This window comes from Pusillimonas sp. (assembly GCF_044464525.1).
GTDB lineage: Bacteria > Pseudomonadota > Gammaproteobacteria > Burkholderiales > Burkholderiaceae_B > Pusillimonas.
This window is the reverse complement of record NZ_JBIQLE010000032.1, coordinates 1-15,419: the sequence shown is the minus strand read 5'-3', so window position 1 is coordinate 15,419 and position 15,419 is coordinate 1. Positions and strand designations below refer to the sequence as shown.

The window sequence follows — 15,419 nt, the reverse complement described above, 5'->3', positions numbered from 1 at the left end:
TCCATGACAGTGCTGTTGTCAGTGCAACATCTATCCAAATCGTTCGGTTCGGTAAAGGTAACCAACAATCTCAGCTTCGATCTTCAACGGGGCGAGACACTGGGTATTCTCGGCCCGAACGGCGCCGGAAAAACCACACTATTCAACCTTATCAGCGGGGATTTGGCCTGCGACTCTGGCCAAATCCTGCTCAAGGACCAGGACATCACCCAGTTGCCCGCGTATAAGCGTTGCGCCGCCGGCATCGGGCGCTCGTACCAGGTCGCACAACCTTTCGGCGGCATGACAGTATTTGAAAACCTCGTCGTTGCAGCCATGTTTGGCGCAGGCCGGCAGCGCCGGCAGGCGCACGACTCTAGCGTGGAAATACTTCGGCGCACAGCCTTGCTGCCAAAAGCCAATCAGCTTGCAGGCAGCCTGACCCTACTCGATCGCAAGCGGCTCGAGCTGGCGCGGGCCCTTGCCACCCAGCCCGAGGTATTGCTGCTGGACGAAATAGCCGGCGGCCTGACCGAGAAAGAAGCTGACCAACTGGTGGAAATGATTGAAGAAATACGCGGCGAAGGCGTATCGATCATCTGGATTGAACACGTCATTCATGCCTTGGTCTCCGTCGCTACCCGCCTGCTCGTCATCGATTTCGGCAGCAAGCTGGCCGAAGGCCCCCCGCGCGAAGTCATGCAAAGCCCCGACGTGCAGCGCATCTACATGGGAGTCGAGGCTCAGCATGCTTGAAGCACACAACCTTTGCGTCTTCTACGGAGACTTCCAGGCGCTTTTCGGCGTCGACTTCAAGATCGAAGCCGGACAAACCGTGTCCATCATCGGTGCGAACGGAGCCGGGAAATCCACATTTCTTAAAACCCTCTGTGGCCAGTTGCAGCCAAGAGAAGGCTCCATCGTATTCGAGGCAGACTCGATCATCGGTCGGGCTCCCAGCACAATCGCCGGCCTTGGCATCTCGATGGTGCCCGAAGGCCGACGGCTATTTCCCAGCCTGACCGTTGAAGAAAACATCCTCTCGGGCGAGTTCTCGGGCCGCAAAGGACCGTGGAACCTGAAGCGGATATACGAACTGTTTCCTGCCTTGCACGCCCATCGCGACGCGCCGGCCACGACGCTTTCGGGCGGGCAGCAGCAGATGGCCGCAATCGGCCGCGCGCTGATGGCCAACCCTCGCCTGTTGATCTGCGACGAAATCTCGCTTGGGCTGGCGCCGGCGATCATCCGGGACATCTACGCCGGCCTGCCGCAAATGCTGCACGAAGGCGTGGCCCTGATCATTGTCGAGCAAGACGTCAACACTGCCTTGAGAGTTTCCGACTACGTGTACTGCCTGATGCACGGAAAAGTATCGCTACAGGGGAAACCCGCCGTACTGACCAAGGAAGCCATCTCCGACGCATATTTCGGCATTCAACAAGGAAACACATAATGGACTGGATTGCCGTCCTCGTACATGGCGCCGTAACGGGCGGGGGTTATGCTCTGTTTGCCATCGGGCTTTCCCTGGCCTACGGGGTCATGAGACTGGTCAACATCGCCCACGGCGACTTCATCGTGCTGGCCGCCTACATCGCGCTTGTCATCACAGTAACACTGGGAATACACCCGCTGTTGGCGCTTCCCCTGGTAACGGCAATTATGTTCGGACTGGGCTATCTGCTTCAACGCACAGTACTCAACCGCGTGCTGGGCCCTGACATCCTGCCGCCGCTGCTGGTCACCTTCGGGCTAGCCATCATTTTGCAGAACGGCCTGCTCGAGGTCTTCACCGCCGACTCCCGGGTGCTGTCTGTCGGAACTCTGGCAACCGACAGCGTCCGGTTAAGCGAGGGCCTCGCCGTCGGTCTGCTTCCGCTGTCCATCTTCCTGACTGCAATCGCCTGCACAATAGGTTTGTCGTGGCTGTTTCGACGCACCCGCCTGGGCATGGCGTTTCGAGCCACCTCGGACGATCCGCCCACCGCGCAACTAGTGGGCATCCGGGACAAACACGTGTACGCCCTGGCCATGGGCATTGCCTTTGCCGTCATGGCCATAGGCGGCGTATTCATGGGCATGCGGGCTTCTTTCACGCCCGACCTCGGGCCCAGCTATCTGATCTATTCCTTCGAGGCGGTCGTCATCGGCGGCGTGGGTTCCATCTGGGGCACACTGGCCGGCGCTATCTTGCTGGGCATCGCTCAAGGCGTGGGGTATTCATTTGGCCCTGGATGGGGAATACTCACCGGCCACATTGTGTTTTTGCTAGTGCTGCTGTTCAAACCCGCCGGACTGTTTTCAAGGAGCCAGCCATGACACCTACTTCCGATTATGTCGTGTCCCTGAGCACCCGCGCCAGCCGGGTCGGCTTGCTCGTCGCCCTCGCAGGCTGCGTGATTCTCTTCACGATGCCGTTTTGGGCGGCTTCCAGCACCATGCGACTGATGATCGAAATGCTGTGCTTCTTGGTGCTGGCGCAGATGTGGAATCTACTGGCAGGATACGGCGGCATGATCTCCATAGGCCAGCAGGCCTTCGTCGGTATCGGCGCATATGGCTTGTTCATGTGTGCGAATCATTTGGGCGTAAATCCGTTCGCGGCGGTGCTGCTTGGCGGCCTCGTTGCCGCTGCCCTGTCACTTCCGGTCGCCGCCCTCACCTTCCGGCTCAAGGGCGGCTACTTTGCCGTGGGAACCTGGGTCGTGGCCGAAGTCTGCCGGCTTGCCGTTTCCAACGTGCAGTTGTTGGGAGGCGGCTCGGGCCAAAGCCTGACCGCCATGCGCGGCATTCCGAAAATGTTTCGAGAATCCACGACGTTCTGGCTGACGGCCGCCATCGCGGTCGGCATGCTCGCTCTCACTTACTGGGTGCTGCGCTCTCGCTTTGGCATGGCGCTGACAGCAATCCGCGACAGCGAAGCAGCCTCTAAAAGCCAAGGCATCCATGTGCAGAAAATCAAGCTGTACGTTTTCGTGCTGGCCGCGTTCGGGTCGGGCTTGGTGGGCGCCCTGTACTACCTGAACGCCTTGCGTATTTCTCCTGCATCGGCGTTCGACTTGAACTGGGTGGTCATAGCCATCTTCATCGTAGTCATCGGCGGCATCGGCACACTGGAAGGCCCCATTATCGGTACGCTTGTGTACTTCGGCCTGCGCGAGCTACTTGCCGACTACGGAAGCTGGTACCTGATGGCCCTGGGCCTGTGCGCCGTAATCATCATGATCAAATGGCCCAAGGGCATCTGGGGCGCCATACAGCAACGCTACGACCTGCGCTTCTTTCCTGTCCAGCGGCGTGTGCGGCTACTAAAGTAATCACGGTTAGCATCGAGGCGGTCTTGATTCAATTGACACCCGCCCGATGCTTTCGACCCGGGCTCCTTCTCGAACCTTCTAGGCTTCAATATCGATCAAGATCTTCCCCGCCACCTTCCCGCCCTCGAGCATCTCGTGGGCCTGGCTGATATTGGATAAGGGCACCGTCTTGCCGATCAAGGGAGACAAGCTTCCGTTGTTGAGGAACGATACCGCCGACCTTGCCCCCGCCATGGTTCCCAGGCTGTAGCCCATGATGTTCAACTGCTTGATGATCATGATGACGGCGTCTGTACTAAGCGTTTGCCCGGTAGTAAGCCCGGCATTGACGATACGGGCGCCGGCGCCGGCCAACAACATCGAACGTTCCCAGGTTGCCGCCCCGGTGTGCTCGATAACGACCGACGCGCCCACCCCATTGGTGGCCTCCATCACCTGGCCGACAATATCGTCCTTGTGATGATCCAGCACAAGCCCCGAGGTTCTGCTTTTCAGGATATCCAGCTTTCCGGGGCTGCCGGCGGTGGTGATGACTTTTGCATTGACCAGCTTGGCGATATCCACCGCCGCGCTGCCCACTCCGCTGGTGCCCGCCCAGATAAACACCGTGTCTTCGGGCGTAACCTTGGCCCGGTTGATCATCATTTCCCAGGCGGTAATGTAGGTGTTGGCAAAACACGCCGCAGACTCAGCGCTAACCGAAGGGTCAAGCTGAATGGCCTGGCTTTCGGCCACCTTGGCAAACTGTGCGTAAGAGCCGTTCGCAATATCCACATTCATGCAGAACTGCGGGCGCTGGCCCCGGCAGGCGTGGCAATGCCCGCATGCGAATTGCGGGTTTGCAACAATGCGGTCGCCAACCGAGAACTGGGTAACGTCTTTGCCCACCTCGACCACCTCACCGGAAAAATCCACCCCCAATATCGCGGGCAGATCAATCTGGAACGTATCGTCGGATAGGCCCTTGCGTATCCATACGTCGCGGTGGTTGGCCGAAGTACGCACCTGTCGGATTATCAAATCGGTGGGCCCGGGGGTGGGCTCGGGCACATTGTCTTCAACCGTGAACACGTCGGGGCCGCCATGTTTATAGATTCTTGCTGCTCGCATTGCGACACACTCCTTTATTGCTTAATTCAAAAACGCGGGCGACACCAACCCCTCCGCCCGCGCCACAGGCGGCGGCGGTGAATATAAAGTGCCGTTTAGTTATTTGCCGCCCGCAACGTCCAGTTGAACAAGCTTTTGCAGGCGGCGCTGACGACGGTTAAGGCAGCCGCACCGTGACTTCGATTTCGATTAGTGCGCCGGGAATCGCCAAGCCGGTCACGCCAAGAATGGTCTGAGCCGGGTGTTCGGTGCTTTGCTGCACTTCTTCGATGGCAGCCGTAATCACCTGGAACTCGGTTGGATGCAAGGTATAGATGGTGCGGCGCACGACGTGTTCCCACGATGCCCCGACCTCTTTGAGCGCGATTTCGACATTACGCATCGCCGCCTTGGTCTGTTCGCCAAGATCATCGCCGCCGATAAGGGCGAAATCAGGGGCGCATGCCAGCTGGCCGGCAATGTAGGCAATGGTGCCGGGCTCGCTTACCGTAATGTGGCTGAACCCCGGGGCGGGATGCAGTGCCGACGGATTGATCAATTTACGTGCCATGAAATTCTCCTTATGTGGAAGCAATTTAAATAAAATTATTGGCAATGACTCGCCGTTTGGGCAGTGTCGCTAGTAAGGTAGCAAGCGGCATAGATGCTGTCCACCATGCCCAGGCCGCCGGGAAACTCTCCGGCCAATTCGCCCTCGCGCACCACAAGCACGCGATCCGAACATCCGGCAACCTCGTCAATATCCGAAGAAACATACAAAACAGCCGTGCCTTGCGCAGCCACCTTGCGTATCAGCTCGACCAGGTCGCGCCGCGTCATCTCGTCCACACCCTCGGTGGGCTCGTGCAGCAACAGCACTTTGGGGCGATCCTCTAGCACACGCGCCAACAGCACTTTTTGCTGATTCCCGCCGCTTAACGTGGAAATGGCCACGTCGGCCTGCGCCGCCTTGATCTGGAACGTAGCGCAAACCTGCGTGGCCCAGGCCAGTTCACGCCGTTTGGACAACAGGCGCGCCCTTGTATGGCTTGAGCGGACCAAAGGCGAGAGGTTCTCTCGGACGCTGGCTTGAAGCAACACCCCCTGCGCCAGGCGTTCGGCCGGAACCAGCCCTATGCCGCGACGGCGGCTTTCATGCACGCCTTTCAATGAAACCGGCTTGCCGGAAAGGCTTACCCGGGCACTGCCGCGCTGTGCTGCCCCGGCAAGCAAATAAGGCAGCTCTTCGTGGCCTGCGCCAGGCGCACCGGTAAGGCCGACAATTTCACCTGCGCAAAGCGCTATCTCTTGATCGCACTTGAAACGCTCGCCTTCAATATGGCCGGCCGTCAGCACAGCCGGGGTTCGCAGCGTCGAGACCGTCGCTTTATGGGTATTGCGTGAGCCGGTAACGCGGCGTCCGCTGGCCAACTCCAGCAAAGCCTCTTCGCTGGTATCGGCCACGTTCACAATGCCGGCCACTCGGCCGTTCATCAGCACAGTCGCCCGATCGGCAGCGCGCAAGACCTCACTCATGTGATGCGTCACGATCAGCACCCCGCCGCCCTGTTTGGCCACCAGCCCCGCCGTGGCCAGCACCTTGTCGGCATCGCGGCCCCTAAGCCTTGCTGTGGCCTCGTCCAGAACAAGCAGATCGAGTGCGCCGGAGCTTGTCGCCCGCTTCAGGGCCCTGGCGATCGCCACAATGGCCTGATTCGCCGGAGATAGATTGCGCAGCATCGCTGAACTTGAGAAGCCTGCATCCAACGACTGAAGGATGGGTTCGACAATACGGCGTTCGGCGGCCCAATCGATCCGTGCAAAAGCCCCCGACTGATACCCCGGCCATGCAGCAGTTTTCCAGCACCGTGGCATCAAAGCAAAGCCCCAGGTCTTGGTGCACAACACCGATCTGCGCGGGCCGGCCATTTAGGCCCTTGACCGACACTGTTCCAGCGTCGGGGGCCAGCACGCCGCTGATGATCTTCACCATGGTCGACTTGCCCGACCCGTTATGGCCCAGCAAGGCATGGACTTCGCCTCGCAGAATTTCCAGCGAAACCTCTTGCAGGGCAACGGTGCGGCCAAATTTCTTTTCAACTTGGCTTGCCTCGAGTACGGTGCAAGGGGCTTGCGGGGAATTAGGCCCGTTTTGCATTACTTCAGGCCCCACAGCTTAAGGAAGCCCTCTTTATAGTCATCGCCGAACAATGCCAGCGACAAGGCCTTGGATGAGGAGGTGTCGATGTCCTTGAGATCATTTGTGCCAATGTAGCGAATCGGGGCAATGGGGTGCGCCGGCTCCATGCCAAGCATGCCGCGCATCGCCTGGTCAACCACGGCCCAGCCTATCCACTCATGGTCTTCGGCCGTATTCACCGCATAAATATCACCCGCCTTGACCAGCGCCTGTGCCGCAGGCGTGCCGTTGAATGACGCAATGTGCACCCTGCCCGTCGCCCCTGCCTGCTGGATGCCCGCAGCCGCGAAAATGCCCATGTCGCTGTAGATAGGCAAAAGATAGTTCACCTGGGGATGGCTGCGCACCGTCGTGGCGGCCAGGCTGGTAAGCGCGGTCGACCATTGCTCTAGGGGCGTATCCGTCACTTGCACGATGGAGCAGCCCGGGCACCGCTCCAGTACATCCTTCATGCCCTTGACGATAGTGGGGGAAGCCGAGACCTCGGACGTGTTCATGATAACGACCTGTGCCTTGCCGTCGGTATTCACTACAGCGGCCGCAGCCGACAACTGGCCGCTCAGGAAAGAATCCGGCGCGACATTGCCGAAGGTGTTCGGGTCGGAACCCTGGCCGGGCACACCCACGACCGGAGGCGAGTTAATAGCCTCAACCGTGGGAATGCCTTTATCTTTTGCGGCCTTGATCTGGTTGGCAATGATCTTGACGACGTTCCCGTCGTTCACGATGGCATCGGCGCCGGTGTTGATCGCCTCTTGAAAACCCTGCTGCATCCGTACGGGCGAGCTCTTGGCATCGAATACCGTGGTCTTGAGGCCTGCCTGTGCCGCTGCCTCTTGCACGGAGTCGGCCACGTCCTTGATGGCGCCGATGCGGCCGTCGATCATCTGGATGGAAATCGTCTTGCCCTTCAGCTTCGAAGCATCCAGAGGCGGCCCGGGCGGCGTGAACTCCGGCTTGACGGAATTGTCGGCAATGAACTGCCGCATTTCATTGACGAAGTCGGAGGACTCGGCCATTGCGCCGCCCATGGCGAAGGTTCCAGCCAAAAGCGAGATCGCAGCAACGCCGCTTAACACGGCCTTTCTTTTTTCTAGCAACATCATGTCTTCACTCCTTGATCAAAGCCACCAGGCCGCAGACACGCTGCGGCGCAATCAGTAGCGGGAATTTCGTGCGAATACCGCAGAGAAAGTGACGGCCAGGACCAGCACCGCGCCTTCGAAAACGTTCACCACCCAGCTTTGCAGGCCGAGGAACTGCAGCCCCGTCGTTCCGACCGCCAGGAAATACACGGCCCACAGTGTTCCCCACACGTTGAAGCGTCCCGGAGTAAAGGCGGTGGAGCCCAGAAAGGCCGCCGCGTACGCGGGCAACAGAAAGGCATTGGCGATGGTTGGCGAGGCGGCGGCGGTCTGGCCGCACAAGACGATTCCCGCCAGCGCGGACAACACCGCAGCCAGCACCAGCGAGCCGGCGCGTATCTTGTCGACGCGTATTCCGGCCAGCATGGCCGCCTTGCGTGCGTTGCCCGTAAAGAACATGCTGCGACCCACGGGCATGAAACTTAGGGCGACATAAAAACACAAGCCGATGACCAGCATGTACAGGAAAGACAGCTGCACGCCCCAAAGCTGAGTCTGGAATAAAGTGGTGAAGCCGTTGGGCAAGCCGCCGATGGTCATCGACCCGAACGCGCCCACAGCCACCCCGGTAACCAAGGTGCCCATGCCCAGCGTCACGATAAATGAGTTGATGCCCAGCCGCACCACGAACAAGGCGTTTACCAGGCCGACCACCACAGCAATCAACACGGCGATCAAGCAGGCCAGAAAAGGCTCCATGCCGACGTTGGCGGTGAAATAAGCCACGGCGCTGGCCGACATTCCCATCACCGAGGCGGCAGAAAGGTCAAACTCGCCGACCAACAACACGAGCGTGATGCCGATGGCAAGAATCACCAAGGCCGCCTGGGTGCTAAGTATGGTGGTGAGGTTGCCAAGCGTGAAAAATGTAGTGGGCCGCAGCGCTGAAAAGATGACGATGAACAAGACCAGCGCGATCAGCAGAGCGTAACGCTGCATCACAGCGGCAAGCTGAAAAGATGGCCGCTCAATTCGCGACCTTGATGCTGTCTGCGATGTTCCTGTGCTCACTGTCTTATTCCTTTCGGCTACGTAGTTATTGTTTTGGAGGTGATTAATATTCGAGAATGATCTTGCCGATAATCTTGCCCGCCTCCATCAGTTCGTGGGCATGCGCAATATCCTCAAGCGGCAATGTTTTTCCTATCAGGGGCTTGAAGTAGCCCGAATTCAGATGGCGCACGCTGTCGGACAAATCCTTCATCGTTCCCAGCCTTGAGCCCATTATCTTGATCTGTTTGACGAACGCGTAGGTGATGTCCATGGTGACCTCATCCCCGCTTGTGGCGCCCGCGGTCACGATCGTGCCGCCGACCGCACATAGCTCAAGCGACCTTTTCCAGCTGGCCTTGCCCACATGCTCGAACACAATGCTTGCGCCCCGCCCCTCTGTGTAGTCCATGACCAAGTCGACCATGCCGGGCTTGTAGTGATCCACAATAAGGTCGGGTTCATATGACTCCAGCATGCGCAGCTTGGCTTCGGTGCCCGCGCTGGCGATTACCCTGGCGCCGGCCAGCTTGGCGATCTCGATGGCCGCGCTACCCAGCCCGCTGGTTCCGGCCCAGACAAAAACCGTATCGGCCGGGCTTACCTTGGCCTTGCCAACCAGCATTTGCCAGGCAGTGATGTAGCTGTTCGGGAAGGCGGCCGCGTGCGTAATGGGAACGCTTTCGGCCAGTTTCACGGCGTTAATCGCCGGAATCACCGCGTACTCAGCGTAGCTGCCGTTGTAGACAGTGAAGTTGGGACAATATTGAAATTCGCCCCGCCTGCATTGTTCGCACTTGCCGCAGGGCTGATACGGATTGGCGATGATGCGGTCCCCCGCCTTGAAAGCTTCACCTACGCCGCTGCCTGTCTTTTCAACGACCCCGCACACGTCCACGCCCAGCACGACGGGCAAGTCCACGTAGTAAGCAGGGTGCGGATGCCCTTTTCGTATCCATACATCGCGGTGGTTCACCGAGGTGGAAAGCATTCTTACGAGCAGTTCTCCGGCGCCCGGCTCGGGCACGGCGACATCCTCCAGCTGCAACACGCCCGGATCGCCATGTCTTCTTATCAGTGCTGCTCTCATTCCGCCCCCGCCAGATACCAAGCCTAGATTGACAGTGCCCAGAAGGCCCCCATTGCTGGGCGACCTCTACTTGCTTTTGTTTTGCCGCGCTTGGAATCTGCGGCTTGTGATCAAGAATAGGACAGCTTTGCCCCTGGCAACCCACACGCATTAAAATATGTGCACGGCAGGGATGCCGCCTGCACTGTGGCGATAATCATCCGGAAATTACCTGGTTCATGCCTAGGTAGAAACCCGCAGCCTACGGATGATCGGGGCGTATTAGCATATAGATTCGGCCCGCCAACCCGGCGCGGCCAACGAAAATATTGAGATAGTCATGATGCGCATCAATTCCACATGCCTGCGCCGTGCGAAAAGCTATCGCGACACGTTCATCTCAAGCGACCTGGACGAAACGAAGCATTACATTGGCCAAGCACTCAAGCCGCATGCGCTTACCCTGCTCGACCGCAGCCAGCCGCTCAATGTCAAGGTGGGGCGAACCAATTTCGGCCGGATGTCCTTCATGTACATACATCATGGCGCCGACGTTCACGTCTACCCCGGCAAGCTCGAAACGCTCTTTCTTTTCCAGGTGCCCATCCATGCGACCCGGCACGAGGTTCGCGTGGGCAGCTCTCTTATCAAGGTATCCCCAGGCATCGCCTATATGGTGTCGCCCACGCTCGAGCTGGAACTGAAGATGTCCAAGCGTTGCGACAACGCCGTGCTGGCGGTAGAGCGCGAACGGCTTGAAGAGTATCTTGAACAGCAATTGCAAAGGCGTCTCGACAAGCCGCTCGAGTTCATGCCCAAAATCGAGCTTAAAAACCGTGAATGCCAAGAGCTGGTAGCGCTGATGTCGCACATGACCAAGCAGCTCAATATGCCCGCCTCCAGCCTGCGGCACAATTTAATCCAGTCTCAGGCCGAGTCGCTGCTGATGAGCACCATGCTTATCAATCTAGAGCACAATTATCGCGACGAGCTGCTTAGCGAGGCCGCCGCCCCCAAGCCGCATTACATCAAAAAGGCGCAAGCCTACATTCTTGAAAACGTACATAAGCCGCTTACACCACAAGACGTCGCCAACGAGGTGTGCATCAGCCTGCGGTCTGTCTATGCGGGCTTCCAGACCTTCCTGCATTGCACCCCCATGGCCTACATAAAGGGCGCCAAGCTAGACAAAATCCACGAAGAACTCAAGCGCGGCGAAATTCACGAAACGTCTGTCGCGCAGGTAACCGCAAAGTACGGCATCAACAGCCCCGGAAATTTCGCTGCCAGCTATCGCAGGCGGTTTGGCGAGCTTCCCCGCGATACGCTGCTTAAGAAACGCGCCTAGCGCGCAGGCTTTGGCGGGCGACGGCCCATCACTCCAAAGCACTAAGCCGCGCTTGCCTCAAGGCAAGCTTGATCTGTTCCGGCTTGCCGCCGGCCGCCTTGGCAACGGCGCCGGCGTCAATGGCTCGGACCGCTTCCAGGCGATGACGCCACGCCAAGATATCCACCGCAACCACGCATTGGGCGGCCTCCAGCAGATTCAGAAAACGATCAGGCTTGCGCAGGCCGTCGTTGCGTTCGATAAGATTCAGCCAGGTTTCGGCCTTACTCATTGCCGCAGCAGGGGCGTCAAGGAAAGCAGAGGCAGCAGGCGCACCAGAGGCAACCGCGTCAACGTCGCTGTTCTTTTCTCGAGCGCCTTCGCCCGCCAAATCGCTCAGGGCGACGGTCAAATCGGGCAGCAGCCTGGCGTAATCCATGCATTCGGTGGGCGCTCTAACATGCCGACCCACTGCTTGGGGGTCGGCCGATTTCCGGCACAACAGCGCAAAGCGTTGCGGCAGCGCCAAACCCCTGCTCACTGCGCAATTCAGCTGGCCGGCGATTTCATCATCGAATACCAAGCCGGGCATCACGCGCTCAAGCGCTCCTGCCTGCTGCAGCACATCGAACATGCGCCCCGGGCTTTCGGTTAGAAGGCCCTTGGCCACTTCGCGCCATACGCGCTCTGGAACCAAGGCGTCGACCTCGCCCTCGGTTACCAGGCGGCGGCTTAATGCCATGGTTTCAGGAGCAATGGAAAAATCGCCAAAGCGCGCGGCGAAACGCGCCAGCCTCAGCAGGCGCACCGGGTCTTCGGCAAAGGCGTCGCCCACGTGCCTTAGGACACGCTGTTCGATATCGCGCCGGCCATGCAAGGGGTCAACCAGACTGCCGTCGTTCGCTTGGGCAATGGCATTGACGGTAAGATCGCGGCGGCGCAAGTCGTCTTCCAGGGTAACGTCGGCGCCCGTATAGAAGGTAAAGCCCTTGTAGCCCCGACCCGACTTACGTTCCGTGCGTGCCAGGGCGTATTCTTCTTTGCTGACCGGGTGCAAGAAGACAGGAAAATCACCACCCACCGGCAGGAAGCCTCGCGCCGCCATGTCTTCGGGTGTGCTGCCCACCACCACCCAGTCGTGGTCCCCGGCGGGCTGGCCCAGCAGCTTGTCGCGCACGGCGCCGCCTACGACATAAACCTGCAGGCCTTCTATGGCCGGGTCCTGTGGCTTACCGGCAGCCCCTTGCGAAGACACGCTCGCCACGCCGTCAGGGTAAAGCCACGGTGCGTGAGGCCTCTGGCGAGACCGTGCCCAGCCGCTGCTTGAGCGACTGCGATTGCCCCGTAAACATCATGGAGTAATACACGGCGTTCGACAAAACATGCTTGACGTAAAGCCGCGTTTCCGTGAAGGGGATGGTTTCGGCGAAGACGGCGCCCTCGACCGGGCCGGTAAGCTTGGAGCGCCACTGCACCGGCCGCCCCGGCCCGGCGTTGTAGCCCGCCGTGGCCAGCAACTGCGAGCCATTGAGCTGGCTTAGCACCATGTCTAGGTACCGCGTGCCCAGTATGGTGTTGGTGTCGAAATCGTTTACCGAAGACGGCGTGAAATTGCTCATGCCGATTTTCTTGGCCACCCAGCGAGCCGTAGCCGGCATCAGTTGCATCAAGCCCGACGCCCCCACGCGCGAACGCGCATCAGTGATAAAGCGCGATTCTTGCCGAATAAGCCCATACACCCAGGCCGGGTCAAGATTGATCTCGTGGGCTTTTTCTGTAACGCGGCCCTCGAACGGCGCCACAAAGCGCTGCGAAAAATCGACTTCGTCGACGGTGCGCACCGAGGTGTTCACCACGCGGTCGAAAATTTGTTCGTAACGCGCCACCTCGGCCGCGGCGCGGAGCCGGCGGTCGTCCATGCCGCGCAGGGTGAAGTTCCATTCGGGCACGGCTTCAGCTCGCCAGCCCAGCCGGAACAGCTTTATGGCGCGCTGCAAGCCTGGATTGGCGTACGCCTGGTCAAATTCGGCTTGCGTTACCGGCGGAGGCGGAGGCGGCAGGGTAAGCGGCTCGCCCAGCTCTTCGACCGCAAGCTGGCCATAGAAGTTAAGCTCGTTGCGCAGCGAAGCGTAGAATTTGCGCGCCGTGGCGGGGTCGCCCAGGGCAGCAACCGCCCGGCCGCGCCAATACACCCACACCGGCTCGGCCTGCTGTTCGGCCGACATCTTGAGAATGGCGCGGTCGACCTGCTTCCAGTCGATGGGGCTTTGCCTGAGCTCGGAGCGAACTTCCCAGGCATGGTTGTAGTCGGTCATGGGCAGGCTGCCCGAACGGCGGTACCAGCGCACCGCCTGAGGCTCGACATTAAGCGCGGCGATCAGGCCGAACTGGCCCCACACCCACTGCATGTCTTGCTTTGACATTGACGAGGCCCAATTCTTCTCGATATAGGCTTCGGCCTGGAGGCGGTCGCTGGAGCGTGCCAATCTGGACAAAGCCAAAGCCACAAGCTCGCGCTCTTCGCGGGTTTGCGGCGTCTTCTGAGTACCGAGCCATTTGCGCGCGTCTTTCATCAGCGCGGCGTAAGAGCGCATCTGCGCGCCGTCGAACATGAGGGCGGCCATGCGCTGCGCGTTGCCGGTTTTGCTGGTTTCAAGAATGGCGCGAAGCTCGGTCTGCAAGGCGCTCCAGCCAACGACCCGATCTTCGACCAATTGATCAAGCATGCTCCAGCAGGCACTGACTGGCGAGAAGGCCTGCATGGCTTGTTTTTCGGTGACAGGCTGGCCTGTCATGTGCTGAGCCATGAGGCGCGAGCAATCTATGGAGGCATTGCCGGCCACGACGGGCCCCAGCCGGTTGACCATGGCGTAGTCGCCCGCCCGCGCTGCCGCAATAATCCAGTCGCCCTTGACTCGGTCGGCCAGGTAATCAGCTTGATTCGTGGCCATGAACTGATGGATTTCAGCTTCGGGGATGGGCAGGGTCGGATTGGTGAGGCGCTGACGCAAGGCCCAGTACTGGGCGTACGAGCCAACCAGCGGTGTGGCTTGCGCTGTGGGAACCAACTGGTCAAGCTTGGACCACTGCTTTTTTTGCATGGCCTCGCGGGCTTCGACGAGGGCCTGCTCGGCCACCTGGGCCGGTATCCGCGATGCGGAGCTTACAGCCTGGGGGCCGCTGGAAAGGACATCGGTGCGAACCGCCGCCGCGGAAGGCGACAGTTGGGCGGCGGGCATTACGGGAACCGGAGCTTGGCCGGACGCTTGGGCCAGTGTCGGCGGCGGCATTATGGGTGAAGGCGATGGCGCTTCGGCCCCTGCGCAACCGGTAAGCCCGGCGAACAAGGCAAGCCAGACTCCCATCGGGGGTAATCTTCCAATGCCGGAAATGTTCCGGGATTTCTGATACCGTTGATCCTTTAATAACATCTTGCCGACCCCGCGTGAAACTCCGTCATGACCAACAGTATAGAGAATAAATCCGCCGCTTTGCGGACGAAACTGAAACAGCTCCGGGCGGCGCAAAACCCGCTGGACACGCGACGCGGTGCTTTGCTGATACGCGGTCGGCTGTTCACTTGGCTGACCACGTCGCGCGCAGAGCTTGAAAAGGCCGGCAAGGCTCCACCGCAGCACATCGCGGCGTTTTGGCCGCTCGAGGAAGAGCCCGATCTACGTCCCTTGCTGTCGCAGCTGGTCGAGGAAGAGGGGTTTACGGTTTCTTTGCCGGTGGTCAGCGGCCCTGGGCAGCCACTGAAGTTTCAGCTATGGACGCCGGAAACGCCAATGATCGCGGGGGCTTTCGGGGTCAAGGAGCCTCAAGGGCCAGAAGCGCCGTTGCCGGATGTGGTTCTGGTACCCACCCTGGGGTTTACTCGCCAGGGCGACCGGGTGGGCTACGGACAGGGGTATTACGACCGCACCTTGGCTAATTTGCGTGATCAGGGGCATCGGTTTGTGGCCCTTGGTGTGGCGTGGGCTTGTGGTGATCTTTCTGAGCTTGGCTATGAGCCGGCTGATCATGACTACGTGCTTGATTCTGTCATCACGGACAAGGGATGGCCGGTTCCCGCGCCTGATTTGCTGACGCGGGGTTAAGTGCGCTTTAGTACCTTAATGCACTTGATAGTGCCCCCCAGCAGCTTGAGCTTCGTTCTTAAGCGGGCCAGGGGCGGCATATAGTTCTTCGTCCGCACCGCACGGCCCTTCGGGCTACCCGAATTTCTCGTGCCCAGGCGGGCGACGGCAGAACTCGTATATGGACGCCTCCTGTTTGCCAAGTAATCTTTTGCCGCTGA

Annotated in this window: 15 protein-coding genes; 6 read left to right on the top strand and 9 right to left on the bottom strand. The window is 59.7% G+C overall.

Annotated elements, in window-relative coordinates; all coding sequences use genetic code 11:
• Positions 1-3 precede the first annotated feature (3 nt).
• The 4 genes from ACIY1O_RS14720 to ACIY1O_RS14705 are packed head-to-tail and all read left to right on the top strand — an operon-like array spanning position 4 to position 3,299.
• Positions 4-735 (top strand): ABC transporter ATP-binding protein, encoded by a 732-nt coding sequence (locus tag ACIY1O_RS14720; protein ID WP_397475850.1) that lies wholly within the window; start codon positions 4-6, stop codon positions 733-735.
• A complete protein-coding gene (locus ACIY1O_RS14715) occupies positions 728-1,435 on the top strand; it encodes an ABC transporter ATP-binding protein (protein WP_397475849.1) in 708 nt (235 codons plus the stop codon). Before ACIY1O_RS14720 ends, ACIY1O_RS14715 begins: the two co-directional genes overlap by 8 nt.
• The gene (locus tag ACIY1O_RS14710) at positions 1,435-2,301 is read left to right on the top strand and encodes a branched-chain amino acid ABC transporter permease (RefSeq protein WP_397475848.1); all 867 of its coding nucleotides are present in this window, start codon (positions 1,435-1,437) and stop codon (positions 2,299-2,301) included. Before ACIY1O_RS14715 ends, ACIY1O_RS14710 begins: the two co-directional genes overlap by 1 nt.
• Positions 2,298-3,299: a branched-chain amino acid ABC transporter permease gene (locus ACIY1O_RS14705; protein ID WP_397475847.1), complete on the top strand. Its 1,002-nt coding sequence runs from the start codon at positions 2,298-2,300 to the stop codon at positions 3,297-3,299. Before ACIY1O_RS14710 ends, ACIY1O_RS14705 begins: the two co-directional genes overlap by 4 nt.
• Positions 3,300-3,377: 78 nt before the next feature.
• On the opposite strand, the gene ACIY1O_RS14700 is transcribed toward ACIY1O_RS14705, so the two are convergent.
• From ACIY1O_RS14700 to ACIY1O_RS14670, 7 genes are all read right to left on the bottom strand, one after another.
• Positions 3,378-4,409, bottom strand: coding sequence for an alcohol dehydrogenase catalytic domain-containing protein (locus ACIY1O_RS14700; RefSeq protein ID WP_397475846.1), 1,032 nt, complete (start codon positions 4,407-4,409; stop codon positions 3,378-3,380).
• A gap of 157 nt (positions 4,410-4,566) precedes the next feature.
• Entirely contained in the window at positions 4,567-4,959 is a 393-nt protein-coding gene (locus ACIY1O_RS14695) for a RidA family protein (RefSeq protein ID WP_397475845.1), read from the bottom strand.
• Positions 4,960-4,994: 35 nt separating this feature from the next.
• Positions 4,995-6,092, bottom strand: a complete 1,098-nt coding sequence (locus ACIY1O_RS14690) for an ATP-binding cassette domain-containing protein (RefSeq protein WP_397475844.1) — start codon at positions 6,090-6,092, stop codon at positions 4,995-4,997.
• Positions 6,007-6,546, bottom strand: a complete 540-nt coding sequence (locus ACIY1O_RS14685; protein WP_397475843.1) for an ATP-binding cassette domain-containing protein — start codon at positions 6,544-6,546, stop codon at positions 6,007-6,009. The genes ACIY1O_RS14690 and ACIY1O_RS14685 overlap by 86 nt, the downstream gene beginning before the upstream one ends.
• Positions 6,546-7,694 (bottom strand): substrate-binding domain-containing protein, encoded by a 1,149-nt coding sequence (locus ACIY1O_RS14680; protein ID WP_397475842.1) that lies wholly within the window; start codon positions 7,692-7,694, stop codon positions 6,546-6,548. Before ACIY1O_RS14680 ends, ACIY1O_RS14685 begins: the two co-directional genes overlap by 1 nt.
• A gap of 51 nt (positions 7,695-7,745) precedes the next feature.
• Positions 7,746-8,744, bottom strand: coding sequence for an ABC transporter permease (locus ACIY1O_RS14675; RefSeq protein WP_397475841.1), 999 nt, complete (start codon positions 8,742-8,744; stop codon positions 7,746-7,748).
• Between the two features lie 43 nt (positions 8,745-8,787).
• Positions 8,788-9,813: an alcohol dehydrogenase catalytic domain-containing protein gene (locus ACIY1O_RS14670; protein ID WP_397475840.1), complete on the bottom strand. Its 1,026-nt coding sequence runs from the start codon at positions 9,811-9,813 to the stop codon at positions 8,788-8,790.
• 319 nt (positions 9,814-10,132) lie between these two features.
• Here ACIY1O_RS14670 and ACIY1O_RS14665 point away from each other — a divergent pair, with 319 nt between their 5' ends.
• Positions 10,133-11,140, top strand: coding sequence for an AraC family transcriptional regulator (locus ACIY1O_RS14665; protein ID WP_397475839.1), 1,008 nt, complete (start codon positions 10,133-10,135; stop codon positions 11,138-11,140).
• A gap of 28 nt (positions 11,141-11,168) precedes the next feature.
• On the opposite strand, the gene ACIY1O_RS14660 is transcribed toward ACIY1O_RS14665, so the two are convergent.
• Entirely contained in the window at positions 11,169-12,374 is a 1,206-nt protein-coding gene (locus ACIY1O_RS14660; protein ID WP_397475838.1) for a tRNA nucleotidyltransferase/poly(A) polymerase-related protein, read from the bottom strand.
• Between the two features lie 13 nt (positions 12,375-12,387).
• Positions 12,388-14,550 (bottom strand): lytic transglycosylase domain-containing protein, encoded by a 2,163-nt coding sequence (locus ACIY1O_RS14655; protein ID WP_397475837.1) that lies wholly within the window; start codon positions 14,548-14,550, stop codon positions 12,388-12,390.
• Between the two features lie 27 nt (positions 14,551-14,577).
• Here ACIY1O_RS14655 and ACIY1O_RS14650 point away from each other — a divergent pair, with 27 nt between their 5' ends.
• The gene (locus ACIY1O_RS14650; RefSeq protein ID WP_397475836.1) at positions 14,578-15,219 is read left to right on the top strand and encodes a 5-formyltetrahydrofolate cyclo-ligase; all 642 of its coding nucleotides are present in this window, start codon (positions 14,578-14,580) and stop codon (positions 15,217-15,219) included.
• Positions 15,220-15,419 lie beyond the last annotated feature (200 nt).

Excerpts from the sequence above, each read along its gene's own strand:
- ACIY1O_RS14665 (WP_397475839.1), top strand. The coding sequence starts at position 10,133 with ATGATGCGCATCAATTCCACATGCCTGCGCCGTGCGAAAAGCTATCGC.
- ACIY1O_RS14650 (WP_397475836.1), top strand. The coding sequence starts at position 14,578 with ATGACCAACAGTATAGAGAATAAATCCGCCGCTTTGCGGACGAAACTG.
- ACIY1O_RS14720 (WP_397475850.1), top strand. The coding sequence starts at position 4 with ATGACAGTGCTGTTGTCAGTGCAACATCTATCCAAATCGTTCGGTTCG.
- ACIY1O_RS14715 (WP_397475849.1), top strand. The coding sequence starts at position 728 with ATGCTTGAAGCACACAACCTTTGCGTCTTCTACGGAGACTTCCAGGCG.
- ACIY1O_RS14680 (WP_397475842.1), bottom strand. The coding sequence starts at position 7,694 with ATGATGTTGCTAGAAAAAAGAAAGGCCGTGTTAAGCGGCGTTGCTGCG.
- ACIY1O_RS14710 (WP_397475848.1), top strand. The coding sequence starts at position 1,435 with ATGGACTGGATTGCCGTCCTCGTACATGGCGCCGTAACGGGCGGGGGT.
- ACIY1O_RS14705 (WP_397475847.1), top strand. The coding sequence starts at position 2,298 with ATGACACCTACTTCCGATTATGTCGTGTCCCTGAGCACCCGCGCCAGC.
- ACIY1O_RS14700 (WP_397475846.1), bottom strand. The coding sequence starts at position 4,409 with ATGCGAGCAGCAAGAATCTATAAACATGGCGGCCCCGACGTGTTCACG.
- ACIY1O_RS14670 (WP_397475840.1), bottom strand. The coding sequence starts at position 9,813 with ATGAGAGCAGCACTGATAAGAAGACATGGCGATCCGGGCGTGTTGCAG.
- ACIY1O_RS14685 (WP_397475843.1), bottom strand. The coding sequence starts at position 6,546 with ATGCAAAACGGGCCTAATTCCCCGCAAGCCCCTTGCACCGTACTCGAG.
- ACIY1O_RS14695 (WP_397475845.1), bottom strand. The coding sequence starts at position 4,959 with ATGGCACGTAAATTGATCAATCCGTCGGCACTGCATCCCGCCCCGGGG.
- ACIY1O_RS14655 (WP_397475837.1), bottom strand. The coding sequence starts at position 14,550 with ATGTTATTAAAGGATCAACGGTATCAGAAATCCCGGAACATTTCCGGC.